The sequence below is a fragment of the Streptomyces sp. NPDC058086 genome (genome assembly GCF_042885015.1).
GTDB lineage: Bacteria > Actinomycetota > Actinomycetes > Streptomycetales > Streptomycetaceae > Streptomyces.
Genome location: NZ_JBHVST010000041.1, coordinates 39,757 through 57,197, shown reverse-complemented (window position 1 = coordinate 57,197; position 17,441 = coordinate 39,757). Strand labels below are relative to the sequence as shown.

The window sequence follows — 17,441 nt, the reverse complement described above, 5'->3', positions numbered from 1 at the left end:
GGGGAACAGCCCGGGATCAGTGGGGCGTGACGGTCACCAGGTGCTTGCCGTCCGTCGTGCGCACCTCGAACCGGCTGATCTCGTCGGCCTTGAGTGCGGCGCCGCCCTGCAGGGTGGTCGACTCGCCGTTGTGGGCGGGCACCATCCAACTCGTCACCGTCTGCTGCGAACCGTCCTTGCCGATGGCGACGAGCTGACAGGGGCGCGGGCCCCCGGCGTCCTTGACCTCGACCTCGACCTGGCTGCCCCAGATCCGGTCCGCGGTGGTGACCTTGGCCCATACGCCGGTCTGCGCGTCCGTCGACGCGACCGCGGCCGTCTGTGACCCGGAGCCGTGCGACGTGACCATCGCGATCGACGGACCGCCCACCGCGAGCACCACGGCGGCGGCCACCGCGTACAGCCAGCGCCTGCGTCCGGCCCGGTGCCGGGTCGCCACCTCAGTGAGGAGTTTGTCCATCAGGCGCGGCCCGGGGGCGGCGAAGGGGTGCACGGAGCGCGGGGTGGCGTGCCGGTACAGCATCAGCTGCCGCGTGGCGGGCCTGAACTCACTCACGTGCGCCGCGCACTGGGGGCACTCCATGAGGTGATCCTCGAAGCGGAACGCCTCCGCCTCGTCCAGCACGCCGAGCGCGTAGGCGCCGACGTCGCGATGCCGTTCCAGGGACCTCATACCGAATACCGAATCCTCGTGGCGATGGTGCGGGGGTGGGAGTGGTGTTGCTGTTGCCCACGGGTACGCACCAGACCGTCGAATCACTCAAGACTCGTTCGGAATCGCGGCCAAGACATTCGGAGCGGGTGGGCTCGCGGATTGGTGCGAGCCCGAAAAAAGTTGTGCGGAAAACTTGTTTGGCGGAGCGCGGAGCCATGAACTGGGGTTACCGGCGGTCCGCCCGGTCGTGGCGATCAGAAGAGATGGATCGCCAGATGCCCCAGGGGCAGGCCCAGCCGCCAGGCCGGTGTCCACACCTTCGGACCGTCGTCCTCGCCCGGGATCGGCCCGCCGCCGGGCACGGCGTCCAGGTCCGGGGCGAGCAGTTCGGTCTCCTCCAGCCAGCGCCAGGCCGCCGTCGCCAGTTCCAGGTCCGGAGCGGGGCCGCCGGACTCGACCGCCTCGGCCGAGCGCCGCGCCATGTGCTCGCGCACCCAGTCCTGCCACGGCTGGTCGTACGCCGTCAGCGAGAGCCAGGTCTCCAACTGCGAGACGACCCGGATGCCCGAGAGCTCGCCGTCGGTGTCGGAGAGGAAGATGGTCAGTGCCAGGGCGTCACGCCCGGCGCGGAACTCGAAGGACGTGGGCGGCATCAGGTCGCCGGTCCGCAGCAGCTCGTCGGCGATGTACTCGGCGTACAACCACGCCATGGGGACGGTGAGTTCCCCACCGCCGGTGCCGTCCGTGCTCTCTTGGCCTCTGTGCAGCATCCCTTCCTGCCTTCCTCCGGTTTGCGTGCGCGTCGCCCGATCCCGAGCCCTTGGGGGTTTCCCCCCAATCCGGAACACGGATGAGGACAGCTGATTGCTCAACCATGGTCCTCAGCAAGGCGCTTTACGGAGGTTTGACTCGGCCTTCGGTTTCACCGCAGGTCGGCCGCGTATCCCGGAAGAACCCGGCGCAGGGCGCGCAGTGCGTAGTACGCACGAGACTTCACGGTACCGGGCGGAATTCCGAGCGCCGCGGCGGCCTCCGCCACACTCGCCCCCTGGAAGTACACCAGCACCAGGACTTCACGGTGCTCGGGAGTGAGTGTCTTCACAGCCTCCCGCACATCGAGCGTCGCCGCCGACCTTTCGGCGTGATCCGCGCAGACCCGCGCGCTGTCCAGCACCGCGCCCCCGACCTCCGGCGGACGCGCCTGGCGGGCCCGCCGCGCATCGATCGCGAGCCGCCGTCCCACGGTGAGCAGCCAGGGACGTACGGAGTCGAAGTCGTCGGCGCGCAGCGCCTCGGGGTGTTGCCAGGCGCGGACGAACGTCTCCTGCAGCAGATCCTCGGCGCGTTGGCGGTCGCCGTCGGAGAGTCGCAGGAGCAGGGCGAAGAGGGGCCGGCCGTGCTCGCGCTGCAGCGCGGCCAACTCGTGTTCGGCGGTCGTCTTGGTGGTGGTTCCGGCCGTCATGGCCTGTATGCCAGCGGGTGCCGCTCCGCTGGGACAGGGCCGGGGCACGGGTCTGCGGTGGGCGGTCGATGCCGTCGGTGAACGGCGCGGTGAACGGTTCAGCGGGGCCCGGTGGCGCCCCAACGGGCAGTTCCCCGAGGGCCGGACGGGCTACGGGTGCGCGTCGCTCCTTGACTCTACTCTCTCGATTGGGTGGATTTGCCTCACTTCCTAGTTAAATATGACTACATCGAGGCTGGGCATGATCACACGTAGTCGACTGGCCGGCATCGCGCTCGCGGCCGTACTCGTCGTGGGCGCCGGCTGCAGGGCCGACCAGCAACCGTCGGCCCGCAGCACTGCGCACCCCGGCGCGCCCCTCACCCCCCACGACTTCACCCTCGTCGCCTCCGGCGACGTGCTGGCGCACACCTCGGTCACCGAGCGGGCGAACGCCGACGCGGGCGGCACCGGGTACGACTTCCTGCCGATGTTCGAAGGGGTGAAACCCCTCGTCTCCGGCGCCGACCTGGCGATCTGTCACATGGAGACCGTGTACGGGTCCGACGGCAACCGCACCGGTAACCCGGCCTTCAAGATTCCACCGCAGGTGGCCGACGGGCTCGCGGCGACCGGGTACGACGCCTGCTCCACCGCCTCCAACCACTCCCTGGACGACGGCGCCGCGGGCGTACGGCGCACTCTGGACGCCCTCGACCTCGCGGGCGTACGGCACGCGGGATCGGCGCGCACGGCGCAGGAGGCGTACGTGCCCACTCTCCTGCGCGCGGGCAACGCGACGGTCGCCCACCTCGCCTACACCTATGGCACGGACGGCTCCCCGATGCCTCAGGGGCAGCCGTGGAGCGTCAACCTCATCGACCGCGACCGGATCCTCGCGGACGCCCGGGCCGCCAGGAAGGCGGGCGCCGACGTCGTCGTCGTGTCCCTGCACTGGGGCACCGAATGGCAGGAGCAGCCCGACACCCAGCAGGTGACACTGGGCCGGGAGCTCACCGCCGCCCGCACGGACGGGCGGCCCGACATCGACCTGATCCTGGGTACGCACGCGCGTGTCCCGCAGGCGTACGAGAAGGTCAACGGCACGTGGGTCGTCTACGGGATGGGCGACCAGATCGCGGGCGATATGTTCAACCGCCAAGGCCTCCAGGACTCCCGGGGCAACGAGAGCACCCTCGCTCGCTTCACCTTCGCCCCGCCCGCGCACAGGGGGGACCGCTGGGAGGTCACGAAGGCGGAGTTCGTGCCGCAGGTGTTCGACGTCGACGCCGGGCGGGTCGTCGACGTCAACGCGGCTCTGGCCCAAGGCGCCGACCTGGCCGGCGTACGCGACCGCATCCGTGACGTGGTGCTCAGCCGCGGCGCCGCTCACGACGGCCTGATGATGGGGCAATAGGACCCACGGAGTCCCTGAGGTCTACGGGGACTACGGGGACTACGGGGACTACGGGACGACCGTGACCGGCCAGCGGCCCGCCTTCACCATCCGGATCGCCACCGACCCGATGATCCGGTGCCCCGCCTGCTCGGAGGCGCCGACCACCACGGCGTCCGCCTTCAACTCGTCCGCCGCCGTCACCAGACCGTTGTAGGGATCGCCACGGAAGGTGTGGAACTCCCAGCGCACCGCGAATATGTCCTTGACCTGCTCGGTGGCCTCTCGGATCTGCGCGATGAGGTCCTCGGCGATCCGGTCGGTCGTCTCGGCGACCGGCGCCCCGAACGCCGCTCCGGCGGCCATGACGGGCTGCACGTACACGAGGGCGAGCAGCGCGTGCTGCCGCCTGGCCAGCCCGGCGGCGTAGGCCGCCGCGCGCAGCGACGACTCGGAGCCGTCCACGCCGACGACGATGACCTTGGGACCGTCCGTGCCACGCTCGAACCGGTGCGAGGGTTGCTGTTCCGCCACACCACCGAGGCTATCGGAAGCCGCAGGTCGGGAGCAGGGCGGGCCCGTGGCGCACCGCATGGGGCGGAACGGGTGAAGTGTCCGCCGCCACGGCCCGCCACGACCGCCCTGCGCGTCGGCGACGAGGGGCAGGGCGCTCGACGGGCGGGTCCGGCCGGGGCTTCCTAGAGTCGACACCATGAGCGCCACCGTGGAGGCCCGCGGACCGAGGGACGTCACGGGTCCCGTACCGCCGTCCCGGGTCGGCTTCCTCAGCAAGGTGCCCGAAGGCTTCGCGGCCTTCTTCGGCGCCCTCTCGCTGCTGTGCGTCCTGCTGGCCTTCTTCGCCCCCGTGCGCCGTCTGCTGCACCCCGCCGTGGCCTTCCTCGACCTGTTGATCGTCCCGGTCAGCGCCAACCTCGCGTACGCCGTCTTCCTCTTCCTGCTCGCCGCCGCGACCGCCGCCCGCAAGAAGGTCGCCTGGTGGCTGGTCGTCGTCTACCTCGGCCTGCTGGTCTTCTTCGACATCGTCGGCCTGTCGATGGGCCTGTACGCCGAGTCGCTGCCGTCCTTCGTCGCCTGCGGACTGCTGCTGGTGCTCCTGATCGTGGCGCGCCGCGAGTTCTACGCCGACTCCCGGCGCGGCGCCGTATGGCGCGCCCTCGCCGTACTGCTCGTCGGACTCGCCGTGGCGATCCTGATCGGCTGGGGCCTGGTCGAGTTGTTCCCCGGCACGCTGGCCTCGGAAGAACGGCTGCTGTGGGCGGCCAGCCGGGTGTGCGGCGGGCTGGTCCCCAGCAGTTCGTTCAGCGGGCGCCCGCCCCGCAAGCTCTTCTTCGTCCTCGGCCTCCTCGGCGCCCTCGCCCAGCTCAACGCCGTCGCCACGCTCTTCCGCTCCCAGCGCCTGGAGGCGGCCCTGCGCGGCGACGAGGAGGTCCGCATCCGTGCCCTCCTGCGGGCGTACGGCGCCGACGACTCCCTCGGCTACTTCGCCACCCGCCGCGACAAGGCCGTCGTCTTCTCACCCAGCGGCAAGGCCGCCGTCACCTACCGCGTCGAGGCCGGCGTCTGCCTGGCCAGCGGCGACCCCGTCGGCGACCGCGAGGCCTGGCCGCACGCCATCGAGGCCTGGCTCGACCTGGCCCGCCGCTACGCCTGGGCGCCCGCCGTCATGGGCGCCTCCGAGGACGGCGCCAAGGCCTTCGCGCGCGCCGGGCTCGGCGCGCTCGAACTCGGCGACGAGGCGATCCTGCACGTCGCCGGCTTCGATCTGGACGGCCGCGACATGCGTGTCACGCGCCAGGCCGTGCACCGCGTACGGCGCACCGGCGCCACCTGCCGGGTACGCCGCCACTGCAGCCTCACCGACGAGGAGATGGAGGAGCTCATCGACAAGGCGGACGCCTGGCGCGACACCGAGACCGAGCGCGGCTTCTCCATGGCCCTGGACCGGCTCGGCGACCCCGCGGACGGCGACTGCCTGCTCGTCGAGGCCCTGACGCCCGACGGCAAGCTCCTCGCGCTGCTGTCCTTCGTGCCCTGGGGCAAGGACGGCATCTCGCTCGACCTCATGCGCCGCGACCGCAGCGCCCCGAACGGCGTCATGGAGTTCATGGTCGCCGAGGTGTGCGCGGCGGCCGGGACGTTCGGCGTACGCCGCATCTCCCTCAACTTCGCGGTGTTCCGGTCGGTCTTCGAGGAGGGCGCCCGGATCGGCGCGGGGCCGGTGCTCCGGCTCTGGCGCGGACTGCTGCTGTTCTTCTCCCGGTGGTGGCAGCTGGAGGCCCTCTACCGGTCCAACGCCAAATTCCAGCCCGAGTGGTACCCCCGCTTCATCTGTTACGGCGACACCGGCTCCCTCGCCCGCATCGGTCTGGCGTCCGGCATCGCCGAGGGCTTCGTCTCCGTGCCCTCGCTGCGCAAGCTCTGGGGCAAGGGGCACCCCAGGACCGGACCCCAGCCCGCGAGCACCGCGGGCCTGCCCTCGCTGTCGGCCCTCGGCCTCGGCGAGGGCGAGGAGACCCCGGCCACCGATCCGACCGCGGCCCTGCCCGAACAGATCCGCCTGCGCCACCGCACACTCGACCGGCTGCGCGCCGGCGGAGTCGACCCCTACCCGGTGGGCGTCCCGTCCCGCACGCACACCCTCGCCGAGGTCCGTGCGGGACCGGTGGGACAGCACGTGACCGTCGCCGGGCGTGTCGTCCTCGTACGCGACTTCGGCGGGATCGTGTTCGCCGTCCTGCGTGACTGGTCAGGCGATCTCCAGCTCGCCTTCACCCGGCTGGAGTCCGGACCCGAGCTCAAGCGCTTCCGCCAGGACGTCGACATCGGCGACCACATCACCGCGAAGGGCCTCGCCGGCGTCAGCGACCTGGGCGAACCGACCCTCTTCGTCTCCTCCTGGCAGCTCACCGGCAAATGCCTGCGCCCGCTGCCCGACAAGCGCCGGGGCCTCGCCGACCCCGAGGCGAAGGTGCGCCGCCGCTATCTCGACCTGGTGTCCAGCCCCGACGCCCGCGAGGTCCTGCGGGCCCGGTCCGCGGCCGTACAGGCGCTGCGCCAGGGCCTGCTGGACCGGGGCTACCTCGAGGTCGAGACGCCGATGCTCCAGCAGATCCACGGCGGCGCCAACGCCCGCCCGTTCACCACCCACATCAACGCCTACGACCTGGACATGTATCTGCGCATCGCCCCCGAGCTCTACCTCAAGCGGCTGTGCGTGGGCGGCCTGGAGAAGGTCTTCGAGATGGGGCGCACCTTCCGCAACGAGGGCGTCTCCTACAAGCACAACCCCGAGTTCACCATGCTGGAGGCCTACCAGGCGTTCGCCGACTACGACGTGATGCTCGACCTCACCCGCGAACTGATCCAGGGCGCCGCGACCGCCGCCTTCGGCGCGCCCGTCGCCCGCAGGGACGGCACCGAGTACGACATCTCCGGCCCGTGGCCGGTCAAGACGGTGCACGGCGCGATCTCGGAGGCCCTGGGGGAGGAGGTGGATCCCGGCGCGTCCTTGCCGGACCTGCACCGGCTGTGCGACGGTGCGGGAGTGCCGTATCGGCCGGACGACGGACAGGGCGACGTCGTACTGGAGATGTACGAACGACTGGTCGAGGAGAAGACCCTGCTGCCCACGTTCTACAAGGACTTCCCGACCGAAGTCTCCCCGCTCGCCCGGCAGCACCGCACCGACCCGCGCCTCGCCGAGCGCTGGGACCTCGTCGCCTTCGGCACCGAACTGGGCACCGCCTACTCGGAGTTGACCGACCCCGTGGAGCAGCGGCGGCGGCTGACCGCGCAGTCGCTGCGGGCCGCCGGGGGAGATCCCGAGGCGATGGAACTCGACGAGGACTTCCTCGACGCGCTGGAGTACGCGATGCCACCGACCGGCGGGCTCGGCATCGGCGTGGACCGGCTGGTCATGTTCCTCACGGGGCTGACGATTCGGGAGACATTGCCGTTCCCCCTGGTGCGTCGGCGCTGAGCTGGTCCCAACGGGTGCTTTCCCGAGTCCGCACCGGTGTTGCTCAGCCGCGTCGTGCCTCCGCTGGGCGACTGATTAGTCATGAAAAAGGATAAGATGCTCACGCGGCGCCGGGCGTTGATCGCAGGTGTCGCCGTCCTGGGGGCGGCGGGCACGGCCCGCCTCCTCACCGCCGATCCGGCCGCGAGCCCGGTGGGCGGCGCACCCGTGGCCGGGGGCCCGCAGGCGCGCCGGGCACTCAAGCCCTCCGCGTACCGCCTCGAGCCGATGACCGGATTCGCTCCGTCGAGCCGGACGCCCGGCAAGCCCGCTGTCCGGCGTGAGCCGATCATGCGGGTGAGCGGGCGCGGCCACACGATGGTGCTGACCTTCGACGACGGACCCGATCCGCGCTACACCCCGAGCATTCTGCGCACCCTGCGCAAGCACGAGGTACGGGCGATGTTCTTCGTCTGCGGGGAGATGGCCGTCGACAACAAGGACCTGCTGGCCGAGATGGCCGACGACGGGCACGTCGTCGGCAACCACACCTGGACGCACCCGTTGCTGACCGAGCTCCGGCGCTCCGAGATCCGCTCCGAGATCGCGCGTACCAGCGATGTCATCGAGGACGCCTACGGTGAACGGCCCGTCTGGTTCCGCGCGCCCTATGGGGCCTGGAACCGGGCGACCTTCCAGATCGGCGCAGACCTCGGCATGGAACCGATGGCCTGGACGGTCGACAGCCTCGACTGGGCCACCCCGGGCACCGCCACCATCGTCGACCGGGTGGAGGAGGGCGCCGCCCCCGGCGTCGTCGTCCTCTCCCACGACGCGGGCGGCGACCGCTCCCAGACCGTCCGCGCCCTGCGCGACTACCTGCCCGAACTCCTCGACTCCGGCTATCACCTCACGGTGCCGCACCGCCAGGACTTCTGAGCGGGGAGCGGGGAGCGGGGAGCGGGGAGCGGGCGCGGTCGCGGTCGCGGTCGCCCCCGACTCCGCCGAAGGGCCCGGGATCACTGCCCGGGCCCTTCGGCGGGGAGTTTCAGCGGACGTCGACCAGGCGGGCGAACACGACGACGTTCCCGTCGTAGCCGTGCTGCTTGGAGAAACCGCCTCCGCAGGTGATGACCCGCAATTCCGGGGTGCCCTTGCTGCCGTACACCCGGTCACCGGGGAAGTTGTTCTTCGCGAATACGTCGACGCCGTAGATCTCGAATGTGGCGGTCTTCCCGTCCCTTCGCTGAACCTCGACCCGGTTTCCCTTCTTGAGGGAACCGAGCCCATAGAAGACGGCCGGACCCTGCATGTTGTCCACATGGCCCACGATCACGGCCGTGCCCTTCTCGCCGGGCGACACCGCACCGGTGAACCAGCCCGCGAGATTGGCGTTGTCGGGCGGCGGCGCGGCGACCCAGCCGGCCGAGTCGAGACCCACCGGCACGACCGGGGCATCCACCTGGATCGCCGGGATCCTGACCCGGTCCACCACGGAGTACGGCAACGCGGCGGGCCCGTTGGAGAAGGTGGCGACGGGTGTCCTGCTGTCCGCTGCCGCCGCCGTCGCGGGCTGCGGAGGGCCCACGTCGAACTCACCGGAACCATTCCGAATGAGTGCGAGGCCGGTCAGCAGAACAAGCGCTATCACGCCCCACGGGGCGCGCTTCTTCTGTCGCTCCTCCTCTTCGGCCACCTCGGACGCAAACATTCGCAATCCCCTCTCGACGCGTCCGTCGCCGCGTCCGTCGCGCATACCAGAACGCTAAGTGCAGCATGCCCGGCAGGCGACGGGGCGCGGGCGAACGGGTGTCGGGCCTCCGCGTGGTGAGCCATCCGAGTTGCCGAGGGCAGGAAATTTCTGACGGTCCGTGACCTGCGGCAATATCCGATTGTGTGGAAATCCTTCGGCGTGTCTTCTCACCAGGACGGACCATTCTCGAAATGCGTCCCTGTGCGCCGCATCTGAGGGTCTGTATGGGAGGCGCTTTCTCGCCGATCGACCGGGGACGGTTCCCGGGGCGTCTTCCGCGGAGGATCACATGCGTACAACTCGTGCCCTGGCGGTCTCTGCCGCCGTGGTCGCCGCGGTGGGGCTCGCCGCCCCGGCGGCGACGGCATCGAATGAACCGGGCAGCAATGAGTCGAGCAACAACGAGCCGAGCAGCAACGAGCCGAGCGGCAACGAGCCACTGGGCAACCCCGGTGGACCGGGCAACGGCACAGGGCTGAACAACGGCGGCGCAGTGGTCGGCGGCGGTGGGGTGGTCGGCGGCGGTGGCGTGGTGGGCGGTGGCGTGGTCGGTGGCGGGGTGGTCGGCGGCGGTGGCGTGGTCGGCGGCGGTGGCGTGGTGATCGGCGGCGGTGGCGTGGTCGGTGGCGGCCGCCCGGGTGACAACGGTCGCTTCAATGACAACGGTCGGTTCAACGACAACGGTCGGTTCAACGACAATGGCCGCTTCAACGACAACGGCCGGTTCAATGACAACGGCCGCTTCGATGACTTCGGTCGGTTCAATGACAACGGCCGCTTCGATGACTTCGGCCGTCACGAGGTGCGGAACATCGTCGTCCGGCCCCGAGTCATCGCGCGGGGCGGCCAGCTGTCGATCACCGTGAACGGCGAAGCGTGCGAGCGGCCCGGCAGTACGGTCTCCTCGCGGGCCTTCCGCACCACCCTGCTGCGCCCGGTGGGCGGCGACACGTCCATCGCGACGGTCATCGTCGACCGTGGCGCGCGCCCGGGGTCGTACGACATCACGGCCCGCTGTGACGGCCGAAGACTGACCCGACCCGCGGCCTTCACCGTCATCGGCGGTGTCAGCGGTGGTCTCGGTGGCAGCGTCGGCGGACCGGCGCCCGCCGACATCGCGATCGGCGGCGGACTGCTGACCGCCGGCGTCGTCGGCGGTGGGCTGTTCTGGCTGCGCCGCAGGTCCGAGCGGCGAATCTGATCGGTGCCGTCATCCTTGGCAGTTCCCTGCGGAGACCCCGTGTGACAGGCCTTCGCCCCGGACCTTCTCGCCGAGATCCTCGCCGAGATCCGGGGCGAGCGGCGCTGCGCGTGGCGAGCGATCAGGACTCCTCGTCCGTGACGCGGCGGCGCGTCATGGACCACGCGGTGCCGAGACAGCCGGCGATGAGCGCGGTTCCCAGGCCGATCTCCTTGAGGTCGAAGCCACCGCCGGAGCTTCCGCCGACACCGGCCTTGACACCTCGCTGCACGGAGGCGGGGACCTGGACCTGGGCCGGGTCGGAGTAGTTGGTGTCGGAGCGGCCGGGGGCGATGGTCAGCTCGGTGTGGCCGCTCTCGTTGCCGCACTGGAACGTCACCTGGTACACCGCGCCCGCTCTGGCGTCCCTGTCGATCAGGGCCGTCGTCGACGACTGGCCCTTGGGGATCGTGACCGTGTCGAAGACTCCCGAGGAGACCCTGGCGACGGAGTCGCAGCTCTCCGCGGTCAGCCGGAGCCGGCCGCCCGCCGCGATGCTCTGTGGCTGCACGTTGAAGCCGAACGAGGTGATGTTGTTGTTGCCCCGGCCACTGTCACGGCCACTGTCACGGCCGCCGTCACTGTTTGCGTCGCCGTTTCCGGCGAGAGCGGCGGTTGCGGAAAGGGTGAGGGCGCTCACGCCCAGCAGTGCGGCCGAAGCGACGCGTATCGCGTGCATGGTGAGCCTCCGGGTCCCCGAGGAGCGTTGCTGCGGACCTTCCGCCTGCGTCTGAAATGCGCCTCGATGTTCGAAACGCTAGGAAGGCGTGCACGTGGGCGCGATCGCAGTAGCGCGAATGGGGTAACCGTGTGGGCCGTACGGGGGAACGCGCAGGCGCGACCGGGGGACGGACGCGGCGTGGCGTCCGTCCCCCGGTCCTCCGGTCCCTGAAGGAGGACCGTCACTTCGGAAGGTGCGGGAACAGCGCCGTGAACGGTTCCGCCGAAGCCGCGATCCCCCGGCTGTAAGGCGCGTCGAAGTCCCAGATCAGGAAGAGCAGGAACGCGATCAGGGCGGAGAAGAGCCCGGCGAGGATCAGTTCCCGCTTGGTGCGCCTGATCTGGAGCGCGAACACCATCCCGATGGTGACCACGGCTCCGGTGATCAGCCCGAACCACACCACTCCCGGCATGGTCGCGTCCGTCGAGTCGGCGCGGGCGTTGCGTGCCGCGTCGGCCGCGGTCACCTGGTCGACCAGCGGCTGGTAGGCCTGGGCCTCGAAGTCCGACCTCGGCTTGTAGTCGCTGACGTCCTGACGGACGACCTCGAAGAGCCGGCCTCCCTCGGCGGTGACATGGCCGTGGTCGGCCATTGTCTTCCACTCGGTTTTGACGACGTATCCGACGTAAGCGCCGACGTCGCCGCGGATACGGTCGCGCACGTCGGGCGGGTAGACGCGGACCCGCTCGGAGATCTCGTGCAGGGCCTGGGCCTCCGCCTTCACATGGTCCTGGGCGGCGCTGCGGGCCTCCCAGACACCGGCGATGGCCAGTCCCAGGACGATGGCGTAGACCACGCCGATCATCATGGTCATGTATTCGATCACGTCCGGGGTCTCGGACGGATCCTCGTCCTCGGGGGCCCGGCGGGTGCGTACGAGGGACACGACGAGGACGACGACACACGCCGCCGCCATCGCGAGGACGAGAACAAGCCATTCCGACAAGGATGCCTCCAGGGGATCAGCGCGGACGCAGCGCCGCGACGGCGAGCAACGCGGGCACGGTGACGAGCAGGGTGAGCGAGACCAGGGACGGTCCGCTGCGGGGCGAGTGCTTGCGCGTCGGGGCGCGGTAGGCCGGATAACTCACCGGGGTCGCCGACGGTTTGGGGCGCGCCTTGTGCGTGGGCGAGGGCGTCGGTGTCGGTGTGAGCTTCGGTTTCGGCGCCGGCGGGGGTGCCGGCCTCGGCGGTGGCGCCACGACGGGAGGCCGCGGGGTCGGCGAGGCGGGCGGAGGCGGTGGCGGGGGCTTGGGCCTGGGTTTGGGCGGAGGCGCAGGGGGTGGTGGGGGAGGTGGCTTCGGAGCCGGTGGGGGCGACGGCGAGGGTGGCGGCGGGCTGATGGTGCAGAGGCCGTCGCCGGCCACCGCCACCGCGTCCGTGCCGTCCGGGCCGATGGAGGCGTACGCGCAGGAGTCGGCGACCGCCGCCGAGGCCGGCGCGCCGCCGATGATCCAGGTCAGCGTCAGCAGCGCCAACACCCGTATGACTAGGGCGGACCGGGTCCGCTGTGGTCCATGCACGACGGAGATCATGAGGCGTGCGACGCCCGGGCACGCCGGAGCTGAGGGGTATTGCCCCCGAACGAAGGACGTCCGGCTCGGACCGGTTTGACGCCCCCGCGGGACACGGCCACCGGGGTGGGCACAGATGCACGAGAAACACGTCGGCGTGGGGTGTGTCACAGCGTGCGGAAAGTTTTTTGTGCGGCCGTTGAACACATCCGCCACTCCCACCCGTACCTAGGGCCATGCGCGGCGCAGCAGGGCGCTGCAACCCTTAATGCGAACAGTGGGAGTTACCCAATGAAGACCTCCTGGCGGAGCGCCTCACTCGTAGCGACAGCTGCGGCCATGCTGGCGCTCACGACGGCGTGCGGTCAGGAATCGGGCACCCAGTCGACGGGGAGCCAGAACGTGGGCGCCGCCGCGGCTGCCAACGGTTACGGTCAGGCAACCAGCAGCAGCACCACTTCTCCCAACGGCTACGGCGCCGACCAGCAGAGTGCCGCCCCCAAGGCGGAATCCGCAGGTCAGCTGGCCGTCGCGGAAAGCACGACGCTCGGCAAGGTGCTGACCGACAGCGCCGGGTTCACCCTGTACCGCTTCGAGAAGGACACCGCAGAGCCGCCGAAGTCGAACTGCGACGGCGACTGCGCGACCGCTTGGCCGCCCGTTCCCGCCGACGGCGCCGTGGCCGCCACCGGTGTGGACAAGACCCTGCTCGGCGAGGTCACCCGCTCGGACGGCACCAAGCAGCTGACGATCGGCGGCTGGCCGATGTACCGGTACGCCAAGGACACCAAGGCCGGTGACACCAACGGCCAGGGCGTCGGCGGTACTTGGTACGCCTCCGCCCCCGATGGCAAGAAGGCGACCCTGGCCTCCCTGCCGGGCCTGTCGACCCGCAACGACCCCAAGCTCGGCGAGATCATCGTCGACAAGAACGGCAGGACGGTCTACCGCTTCCTGAAGGACCAGGCCTGGCCCGTCCCGAAGTCCGCCTGCACCGGTGCCTGCCTGGAGAAGTGGCCCGTCGTGGCCCCGGTCTCCGCCAGTGACACCAAGGGCGTGAAGAAGAAGGGCCTGATGGGCTTCACCCGCCCGGACGGCGCCAAGCAGATGACCGTCAACTGCTGGCCCATCTACACCTTCTCCGGTGACAAGGCCGCCGGGGACACCAACGGTCAGGGCGTGGGCGGTACTTGGTACGCCGTCGCCCCCGACGGGAAGCCGGTCGGCGCGCCGAAGTAGAGGATCACCTCCCCAGGGTTGATCGATCTCGCCCGGAACAACGGATCGCGGAAGGGAGTGGACCAGGACTGGCAAGTGTGCCGGACGAACGGAACAACGCGTACGACCCGGGTCCGCCCCCTCCGCACCGCACGGAGGGGGCGGACCGCTTGGCATACCGGAACGGGCGGGGTGCGTGGTTCGGACCACGCGGGGCGCGCGGTTCACGGCGCGGTTCACTTGCCGTACGAACGCCCTGAAGTTTTCCACACCGGGGATACCCGACCCCCTGATACCGTCGCGACGCTTCGTAACTCCCACGAACTTTTTGGAATGCTTCGCATCGATTTCGCGGTGACAGCGGACGGCGTGTTCGACTGACCTGCACCGGGCGCCAATTCGGCACATGCCCGAGGCAGTGACGGTGAACGGACGGTCAATTTCCGTTTTGACTCGCTCCTTTGGCGGACGATCAGTAGCCTCAGCTCGAACACCGGATCGCCTACGTCGTCGACTACGCCTTGGAGAGATAGATGGAGCGTCCCGCCTGGGCCCCCCGCAGCATTGACATCTCGGTGCCGAGCGTGTCCCGTATCTATGACTACTACCTGGGCGGTTCGCACAACTTCGAGGTCGACCGGGAAGCCGCGCGCAAGGCGATGGAGTTCATGCCGGGACTGCCCAAGATCATGCAGGCGAACAGGGCGTTCATGCGCCGTGCCGTGCGTTTCGCGGCCGACGAGGGCATCGACCAGTTCCTCGACATCGGCTCCGGCATCCCGACCTTCGGCAACGTCCACGAGATCGCCCAGACGGCCAGGCCCGGCGCGCACGTCGTGTACGTGGACCACGACCCGGTGGCCGTCGCGCACAGCCAGGCGGTCCTGCGGGACAACGAGGACGCGGACGTGGTCGCGGCCGATCTGCTCAAGCCCCAGGAGATCCTGGCGACCCCCCAGGTGCAGCGGTTGATCGACCTGAACCGTCCGGTGGCCCTCCTCCTCGTTGCCATACTGCACTTCGTGGAGGACGCGGACGACCCGTACGGTGCGGTGGCCGAGCTGCGCGACGCGCTGGCGCCGGGCAGCCTGCTCGTGCTCACGCATGCCTCGTACGAGGGAATCCCGCTCTCGCCCGAGCGGGCCGAGGGCGCGGTCGACGTGTACAAGGACATCCGCAACCCACTGATCATGCGCTCGCGCGAGGAGATCGCGCGGTTCTTCGAGGGGTACGACATGGTGGAACCCGGTCTGGTGCCGATGCCGATCTGGCGGCCCGACACGGCACCCGAGGACGAGGATCCCTATTCCTTCTCGGGGTTCGCCGGTGTGGGGCGCACGGCGTGACGGGCGAACCGGACGGGCCGGAGGACAGACTGCACAGGTTCGCGACGATCTGGAGCCGGGCGGTCTTCCCGGTCACCTCCACGTCGCTGACCCGGCCGGAGCTCGAGCAGCAACTCCTGCCGCTCGCCCGGCGGTTGAGCGACGCGCTGAAGGCGAGGACCTTCGACGCCGCCGCGGTCCAGACGGTCGGCGCCGCGCTCGTCGCCGCACACTGCACCGACCCCGAGGCGCTCAGCCGCAGCCTCGACTGCGTCGACGCCTATCTGGTGCTCTACTGCGGCGAGGACGGGCCCCAGGAGGCCCTGCGGACCCGCTCGGCGCGCCTGCAGCACGCCATGGCGGCGGGCTACGCGGGGGCACTGCGGGAGCGGACGCTCGCCGAGCAGGAGGCCATCTCCCAGGCGGCGTTGAACGCGCGCAGCACGGTGGCCGAGGCGTTGCACGCGAGCGAGGCCCGGTTCCGCGCGGTCTTCGAGGGCGCGGCGATAGGAATCGGCATCGCCGACCTCGAAGGCAACATACTGCAGGTCAATGGAGCCCTGCTGCGTATGTTCGGCGGTTCCGAGCAGGGTGTGCGAGGCCGCAAGGTCCCCGAGTGGACACATCCCGAGGACGCGCCCCAAGTCTGGCGGTTGTACGAGGAGTTGGTACGCGGCGAGCGCGAGCACTACCACGTCGAAAAAGCCTTCTACCGGCCCGACGGCACCGCCCTGTGGACCAACCTGACGGTGTCCCTGCTGCGCGACGCGGACGGCCGGCCGCAGTACCAGCTCGCGCTGATGGAGGACACCACCGAGCGGCGGCTGCTCAATCTGCGGCTGCGTTACGAGGCCACCCACGACGCGCTCACCGGCCTGCCCAACCGGACCCTCTTCTTCGAACGCCTGGAGAAGGCACTGTCCGCGGGCAACGACCAGCGCTTCGGCCTGTGCTACCTCGACCTCGACGGCTTCAAGACCATCAACGACAGCCTCGGGCACGCGGCCGGCGACCGGCTGCTCGTCGAGGTCGCCGACCGGCTGCAGTCCTGCGCGACCGCGCCCGGCGAGATGGTCGCCCGGCTCGGCGGCGACGAGTTCGTGGCCCTCACCACCGGGCCCGACACCGAGCGCGAGGTGGACGCGCTCGCCGACCGCATCATGAACGCCCTCGTCACCCCGGTCCGCATCGACGGCCGGGAACTGACCGTCCGCGGCAGCATCGGCATCGTCGAGGGCCCGGCGGGCGAGCGCGGCCCGGCGGAGGTGCTGCGCAGCGCCGACATCACGATGTACCGCGCCAAGTCCGCGGGCGGCAACCGCTTCGAGCTCGCCGACCCCGAGGCCGACGCCCGCGCCATCACCCGGCACGGGCTCACCACGGCACTGCCCGCGGCCCTGGACCGGGGCGAGTTCTTCATCGAGTACCAGCCGCTCGTGCACCTCGGTGACGGCAGCGTGCACGGCGCGGAGGCGCTGGTGCGCTGGCTGCACCCGCAGCACGGGGTCCTCGGCCCCGACCGGTTCATCCCGCTCGCCGAGCACACCGGGCTGATCGTGCCGCTCGGCCGCTGGGTCCTGGAGCAGTCGGTCCGCCAGGCCCGCCAGTGGCAGGAACGACACGCCGACGCGGGCTCGCTGCGGATCAACGTCAACCTGTCGCCCTGCCAGCTGACCCACCCGGGCCTGGTCCAGGACACGGTCGACATCCTGGAGCGTGAAGGTCTCGACGCCGAGGCACTCTGCCTGGAGGTCACCGAGTCCGCGCTGATCGGCGCCGACGACGATCTGCTGAAGCCGCTGCGGCGCCTGGCCGAGATGGGCGTCGACATCGCCCTCGACGACTTCGGCACCGGCTACTCCAACCTCGCCAACCTCCGCCGACTGCCCGTGAGCATCCTCAAGCTGGACCGCTCCTTCACCCAGGGCATGCAGCAGTTCCCGGCGGACCCCGTCGACCTCAAGATCGTCGAGGGGATCGTTTCACTCGCCCACAGCCTCGACCTCGCGGTCACCGTGGAAGGCGTCGAAACGGGCGCACAGGCCGAGCAGTTGCGGATACTGGGCTGCGACACGGCCCAGGGCTGGTACTACGCCCGCCCCGGCCCACCGGAGCGGCTCCACGAGCTGGCGCTCGTGGACGCGACAGGCTGATGCATCGGGCGCGGCGTGGTCTCCTGGAACGGAGACCACGCCGCTG

15 protein-coding genes are annotated in these 17,441 nt (G+C 70.4%); 7 read left to right on the top strand and 8 right to left on the bottom strand.

Annotated features, from left to right (window positions below):
• Positions 1-16 precede the first annotated feature (16 nt).
• The 3 genes from ACFVWD_RS28720 to ACFVWD_RS28710 form a co-directional block, all read right to left on the bottom strand.
• Complete coding sequence (locus ACFVWD_RS28720) at positions 17-673, bottom strand: anti-sigma factor family protein (RefSeq protein WP_389600198.1); 657 nt, start codon at positions 671-673, stop codon at positions 17-19.
• Positions 674-909: 236 nt separating this feature from the next.
• Positions 910-1,425 (bottom strand): hypothetical protein, encoded by a 516-nt coding sequence (locus tag ACFVWD_RS28715; protein WP_095851206.1) that lies wholly within the window; start codon positions 1,423-1,425, stop codon positions 910-912.
• 152 nt (positions 1,426-1,577) lie between these two features.
• On the bottom strand, positions 1,578-2,117 hold the full coding sequence (locus ACFVWD_RS28710; RefSeq protein WP_389600196.1) for a sigma-70 family RNA polymerase sigma factor: 540 nt from the start codon (positions 2,115-2,117) through the stop codon (positions 1,578-1,580).
• Positions 2,118-2,358: 241 nt separating this feature from the next.
• Between ACFVWD_RS28710 and ACFVWD_RS28705 the strand changes: the two genes are divergently transcribed.
• On the top strand, positions 2,359-3,513 hold the full coding sequence (locus tag ACFVWD_RS28705) for a CapA family protein (protein ID WP_389600194.1): 1,155 nt from the start codon (positions 2,359-2,361) through the stop codon (positions 3,511-3,513).
• A gap of 48 nt (positions 3,514-3,561) precedes the next feature.
• Here ACFVWD_RS28705 and ACFVWD_RS28700 read toward each other — a convergent pair whose 3' ends face one another.
• Complete coding sequence (locus ACFVWD_RS28700; RefSeq protein WP_389600193.1) at positions 3,562-4,026, bottom strand: universal stress protein; 465 nt, start codon at positions 4,024-4,026, stop codon at positions 3,562-3,564.
• 178 nt (positions 4,027-4,204) lie between these two features.
• Here ACFVWD_RS28700 and lysX point away from each other — a divergent pair, with 178 nt between their 5' ends.
• On the top strand, positions 4,205-7,492 hold the full coding sequence (gene lysX, locus ACFVWD_RS28695; protein WP_389600191.1) for a bifunctional lysylphosphatidylglycerol synthetase/lysine--tRNA ligase LysX: 3,288 nt from the start codon (positions 4,205-4,207) through the stop codon (positions 7,490-7,492).
• Between the two features lie 81 nt (positions 7,493-7,573).
• On the top strand, positions 7,574-8,410 hold the full coding sequence (locus ACFVWD_RS28690; protein WP_389600189.1) for a polysaccharide deacetylase family protein: 837 nt from the start codon (positions 7,574-7,576) through the stop codon (positions 8,408-8,410).
• Positions 8,411-8,519: 109 nt separating this feature from the next.
• Here ACFVWD_RS28690 and ACFVWD_RS28685 read toward each other — a convergent pair whose 3' ends face one another.
• Positions 8,520-9,182, bottom strand: a complete 663-nt coding sequence (locus ACFVWD_RS28685; protein WP_389600187.1) for a class F sortase — start codon at positions 9,180-9,182, stop codon at positions 8,520-8,522.
• Positions 9,183-10,026: 844 nt separating this feature from the next.
• On the opposite strand from ACFVWD_RS28685, the gene ACFVWD_RS28680 reads away from it, so the two are divergent.
• Positions 10,027-10,425, top strand: a complete 399-nt coding sequence (locus tag ACFVWD_RS28680) for a hypothetical protein (RefSeq protein WP_389600238.1) — start codon at positions 10,027-10,029, stop codon at positions 10,423-10,425.
• A gap of 121 nt (positions 10,426-10,546) precedes the next feature.
• On the opposite strand, the gene ACFVWD_RS28675 is transcribed toward ACFVWD_RS28680, so the two are convergent.
• From ACFVWD_RS28675 to ACFVWD_RS28665, 3 genes are all read right to left on the bottom strand, one after another.
• Positions 10,547-11,143, bottom strand: coding sequence for a hypothetical protein (locus ACFVWD_RS28675; protein ID WP_389600186.1), 597 nt, complete (start codon positions 11,141-11,143; stop codon positions 10,547-10,549).
• Between the two features lie 223 nt (positions 11,144-11,366).
• On the bottom strand, positions 11,367-12,131 hold the full coding sequence (locus ACFVWD_RS28670) for a hypothetical protein (protein WP_389600184.1): 765 nt from the start codon (positions 12,129-12,131) through the stop codon (positions 11,367-11,369).
• Between the two features lie 16 nt (positions 12,132-12,147).
• Positions 12,148-12,708 carry a hypothetical protein gene (locus ACFVWD_RS28665; RefSeq protein WP_389600182.1) on the bottom strand — a complete coding sequence of 187 codons (561 nt, stop codon included), beginning with the start codon at positions 12,706-12,708 and terminating at the stop codon, positions 12,148-12,150.
• A 282-nt stretch (positions 12,709-12,990) separates the two neighbouring features.
• Here ACFVWD_RS28665 and ACFVWD_RS28660 point away from each other — a divergent pair, with 282 nt between their 5' ends.
• The 3 genes from ACFVWD_RS28660 to ACFVWD_RS28650 all read left to right on the top strand — a co-directional run bounded on the left by ACFVWD_RS28660 (position 12,991) and on the right by ACFVWD_RS28650 (position 17,395).
• A complete protein-coding gene (locus tag ACFVWD_RS28660) occupies positions 12,991-13,938 on the top strand; it encodes an SCO0930 family lipoprotein (protein ID WP_389600180.1) in 948 nt (315 codons plus the stop codon).
• 512 nt (positions 13,939-14,450) lie between these two features.
• Positions 14,451-15,263, top strand: coding sequence for an SAM-dependent methyltransferase (locus ACFVWD_RS28655; RefSeq protein WP_168513967.1), 813 nt, complete (start codon positions 14,451-14,453; stop codon positions 15,261-15,263).
• A complete protein-coding gene (locus ACFVWD_RS28650; protein ID WP_389600179.1) occupies positions 15,260-17,395 on the top strand; it encodes a putative bifunctional diguanylate cyclase/phosphodiesterase in 2,136 nt (711 codons plus the stop codon). The genes ACFVWD_RS28655 and ACFVWD_RS28650 overlap by 4 nt, the downstream gene beginning before the upstream one ends.
• The last annotated feature ends 46 nt before the right edge of the window (positions 17,396-17,441 follow it).